This is a genomic window from Mesorhizobium sp. M7A.F.Ca.MR.362.00.0.0 (genome assembly GCF_004023175.1).
Lineage (GTDB): Bacteria > Pseudomonadota > Alphaproteobacteria > Rhizobiales > Rhizobiaceae > Mesorhizobium.
Genome location: NZ_RZTF01000044.1, coordinates 22,667 through 26,296 on the forward strand (window position 1 = coordinate 22,667; position 3,630 = coordinate 26,296).

The 3,630-nt window shown below is 60.9% G+C and carries 3 protein-coding genes and 1 tRNA gene; 1 reads left to right on the forward strand and 3 read right to left on the reverse strand.

From position 1 onward, the window contains the following. Window positions 1-121 precede the first annotated feature (121 nt). Window positions 122-313 (reverse strand): hypothetical protein, encoded by a 192-nt coding sequence (locus tag EOC06_RS08925; RefSeq protein WP_128307544.1) that lies wholly within the window; start codon window positions 311-313, stop codon window positions 122-124. 32 nt (window positions 314-345) lie between these two features. Here EOC06_RS08925 and EOC06_RS08930 point away from each other — a divergent pair, with 32 nt between their 5' ends. Continuing rightward, window positions 346-1,935 carry a recombinase family protein gene (locus tag EOC06_RS08930; protein WP_206631170.1) on the forward strand — a complete coding sequence of 530 codons (1,590 nt, stop codon included), beginning with the start codon at window positions 346-348 and terminating at the stop codon, window positions 1,933-1,935. On the opposite strand, the gene EOC06_RS08935 is transcribed toward EOC06_RS08930, so the two are convergent. Continuing rightward, window positions 1,903-1,976 (reverse strand) — tRNA-Gln (locus EOC06_RS08935). The two genes, EOC06_RS08930 and EOC06_RS08935, sit on opposite strands and share 33 nt — an antisense overlap. 177 nt (window positions 1,977-2,153) lie before the next feature. Continuing rightward, on the reverse strand, window positions 2,154-3,086 hold the full coding sequence (locus EOC06_RS08940; RefSeq protein WP_128307545.1) for a lysylphosphatidylglycerol synthase domain-containing protein: 933 nt from the start codon (window positions 3,084-3,086) through the stop codon (window positions 2,154-2,156). Window positions 3,087-3,630: the final 544 nt, after the last annotated feature.

The window sequence follows — 3,630 nt, forward strand, 5'->3', positions numbered from 1 at the left end:
GGCGGCTTAAGCGTACATATCGGCCATTCGAGTTTGGAGAGAGATCGGCGATCCTTGCCTTGTGCTGCAAAGCGCCTGAAACCGGGCACGGACGATGAAGAGACCAAGGAACGCTTGTCGGTCAGTTGAGGAGACCTTGCCTCCTCACAATCGCGCCGTGGATGGTGCCTTCCTGGATAGAACGGCTCAGTTGTTCGAGCAGCGCACCGGCCGAGAACTCACCAGGGAGGATGCGCGCCAGATCGTGGAAAACGTCACCGGTTTCTTCCGCCTCCTTTCTGAATGGCAAAATATGGAATGAGCGAGGCTTCACCTCGCTCCGCCCTCAGGAGACGAGGCAAAGAGATGGTCAAGAAAACTGCGCAGATCGCAACTCGCAGCGGCTTGGTGAAGGCGCTGCTCTATGCTCGCGTTTCCTCGAAAGAACAGGAGAAGGAAGGCTTCTCCATCCCTGCTCAATGCAAGCTTCTGAGGGAGTATGCGGCTCAGAAGCAGTTTGGTATCGCTCAGGAATTCATCGACATCGAGACGGCGAAGAGCAGCGGGCGGACCAACTTCACCGAGATGGTCAAATATCTGCGCAAGCACCCCGGTGTGCGGGTCGTTCTCGTCGAGAAGACCGATCGGCTCTACCGCAATCTGAAGGATTGGGTGACGCTCGACGAGCTCGATGTCGAGATCCACCTCGCCAAGGAAGGCGTGATCCTCTCGCAGGACTCGCGTTCGTCGGAAAAGTTCATGCACGGCATCAAGGTGCTGATGGCAAAGAACTACATCGACAATCTCTCTGAGGAAGCCCGCAAAGGACAGATGGAGAAGGCGGAGCAGGGGATCTGGCCGACCAAGGCACCGTTGGGATATCTCAACGTCACAGGAAGCGACGGTAAGAAGGTGATTGAGCCGGACGCTGAGCTGGCTCCGATGATCACGAGGCTGTTCGAGCGCTACTCAACCGGCGGATATTCGCTCAAGGCAATCACGAAGGCAGCCCATGCTGAAGGCCTTGTGTATCCGAAGAATGGACACCCGGTTCCGGTCAGCACGGTTCACTCGATTCTCCGCAATCGTCTCTATACCGGATTGTTTCAATGGAACGGCAAGCTGCACCACGGCAAGCATGAGCCTCTGGTGTCGATCGAACTGTGGGAGCGGGTGCAAGGCGTTCTGACGGGCCGACATGCGACGCCTATCCATTCCTACGGCTACGATTTTGCCTGCAGCGGTCTAATGACTTGTGCCCGATGCGGCTGCGCCGTCGTCGCCGAAATCAAGAAGGGCAAATACGTCTACTACCACTGCACCGGTCACAGCGACAAAGGCCGTGGCGGCTATGCCGAGTGCCGCCGCAAGTACGTACGCGAGGAGGTCCTCGAAGAGACCTTTAGCGCCTTGCTGGGCAAGCTCCATTTCGATGAGGAGGTGCTGGATTGGGTCCGAGACGCGCTCAAAGCCAGCCACGCCGATGAGCGGAAGGAGCAGGAACACGCGATCCTCCGGTGCCAAAAAGAATATAAGCGCCTCGAGGATCGGCTACAGGCAATGTACCTGGACAAGCTCGACGGACGCATCGACAGCGCCTTCTACGATCGAATGTCAGCGCAGTGGCGGGTCGAGCAGACGCGTCTACTCCGTGAGATCGAGCGGCATGGCGAGGCCGAGGAATCATACATGGAAGATGGCGTCCGCTTGCTGGAGTTGGCGCGCAACGCCCGCCAATTGTTCGCCCGGCAGGCACCTGGTGAGAAGAAACGGCTTCTGAATCTGCTACTGTCGAACTGCACGTGGGAAGACGGCGAGGTTCGCGCTGTCTTCCGACAACCGTTTGATTTGCTTGCAGAAACGACTATGGCGGCATCGTCAGAGCAAGGCCCGGGTGCCGTCTCGTCCGCAGAGCATCCAGTTTGGCTGGGGAACCTGGATTCGAACCAGGACTAACGGAGTCAGAGTCCGTGGGTCTACCGTTAACCTATTCCCCAGCAGGCGCGGTCATGAACCGCGCGGGCCGAGCGGCTGAGCCGCTTGAGCGCTGCCTTGTAGCCGCCAGTGGAAAATAGTCAAGCCTGCTTGGCGTTTCAATTGCTACGTTTCCTCAGCGGGTTCAGACGCCACGTTTGAAGATGGAGGCCCTTAGGCCTCGTGTCGGTTTCCGCGCCTCAGCTCTCCGTCCGGCTGAACTGCGAGCGTTCGAAGAACAGCACCACCCCCAGGCCCAGAATCAGCGGGATGATCAGGTAGAACAGCCGGAACACCAGCAGCGCCGCCAGCACGCCGACCGGATCCATGTCCGACAGGCCGGCGAGGAACACCACCTCGAACACGCCGAGCCCGCCCGGCGCATGCGAGATCTGCGCGATCGAGAAGGAGACGAGGAAGACGCCCAGTATGACGAAGTAGCCGGGATTGTGGGTTGCGGGCAGGGCGAAGAAGATGATCGCGGCGGCGGCCAGCAACTCGATCGGGCCGATCAGCAATTGCCGGGCGACGATCGGCAGCGCCGGATAGTGGAGCTGAAAGCTGGCGATCTTCAGCGGGCGCAGATGCAGCCAGCTGCCGAAGACATAGGCGGCGACGAGCAGCAGCATCGCGATACCGGCCGCTTCCGACAGGCCATGATGGGCGATGCCGGAAAACCGGTCGAGTATCTCAGGCTCGAACACCAGAACCAGGCCCGAGGCAAAAATCGTCGACAGCACGAAGGTGATCCAGCAGACCGCCACCAGCACGCCGACATCCTGTCCGGTCAGGCCCCTCGTACCGTAGGCGCGGTAGCGGATGACGGCGCCCGAAAACACCGAACCGCCAATGTTGTGCGACAGCGCATAGGTGGTGAAGGAGCACAGAGTGACGAACAGCCACGACACGCGCTTGCCGATATGCAGGAGCGCGATGTGGTCGTAGCCGGCAAGCGAGGCATAGGCGATGATCGAACTCAGCGCGGCAAGAACCCAACCCCGGGTCGGAATGGCCGTGATACCGTCCCAGACGTCGTCGAGCGAAACGCCGCGCAGTTCGTGCCAGAGCAGCAGCAGCGAGAAGATCACGGCAGCGATGCCGACAACCGGCCAGAAATAGCGTCTCCAGTTCATTGCCTGACTGCCATGCGTTGCGGGTCCGCTTCCTTTTCGTGGCTGGTGGGAGGCCGGCTTTGCCGGATTCTTCCGCTCATTTCAGAAATGCCTCATCGAAGCCGGCTATTCAACCGCGAACCCTTGTCGCAGCGTCGGCCGGCTAGATTTGCCGCAGTGAGCGGCCGAAAGAGGTGCCGGCAGGCGTAGCGCCGGCAACTGCGGCGTGCGGGTTCATTACGCGGCCGCCCCGGAACGGCGGTTTGCGGCCTGCCGGCAAAATTCGGCACGCGGCTCTTGGTGATCGGGCGCGGCGCTGTTAGTCTGGCGGCAACTTAAAACACTGAAGCGCCTGCTGCGTCCATCATAGGTTCGCGCGGCGCCGGAAGGAACGACAGTGGAAGACCACGACACCGGCGCCAGCGCGCCGGAGGTGGGCGTGTCCAGCGCTTCCCGGCGGTCGGCTGGCCCGGGGAATGCAAGCTGGCAGCAACGCCGCCCGACGGAGCTCCGCTCCGCGGACGGGCAGGCGGGCGACGCACCCCACAAAGGCAAGCCCGAGAAG

Coding starts and splice junctions, on each gene's coding strand:
- EOC06_RS08940 (WP_128307545.1), bottom strand. CDS start 3,086: ATGAACTGGAGACGCTATTTCTGGCCGGTTGTCGGCATCGCTGCCGTG.
- EOC06_RS08930 (WP_206631170.1), top strand. CDS start 346: ATGGTCAAGAAAACTGCGCAGATCGCAACTCGCAGCGGCTTGGTGAAG.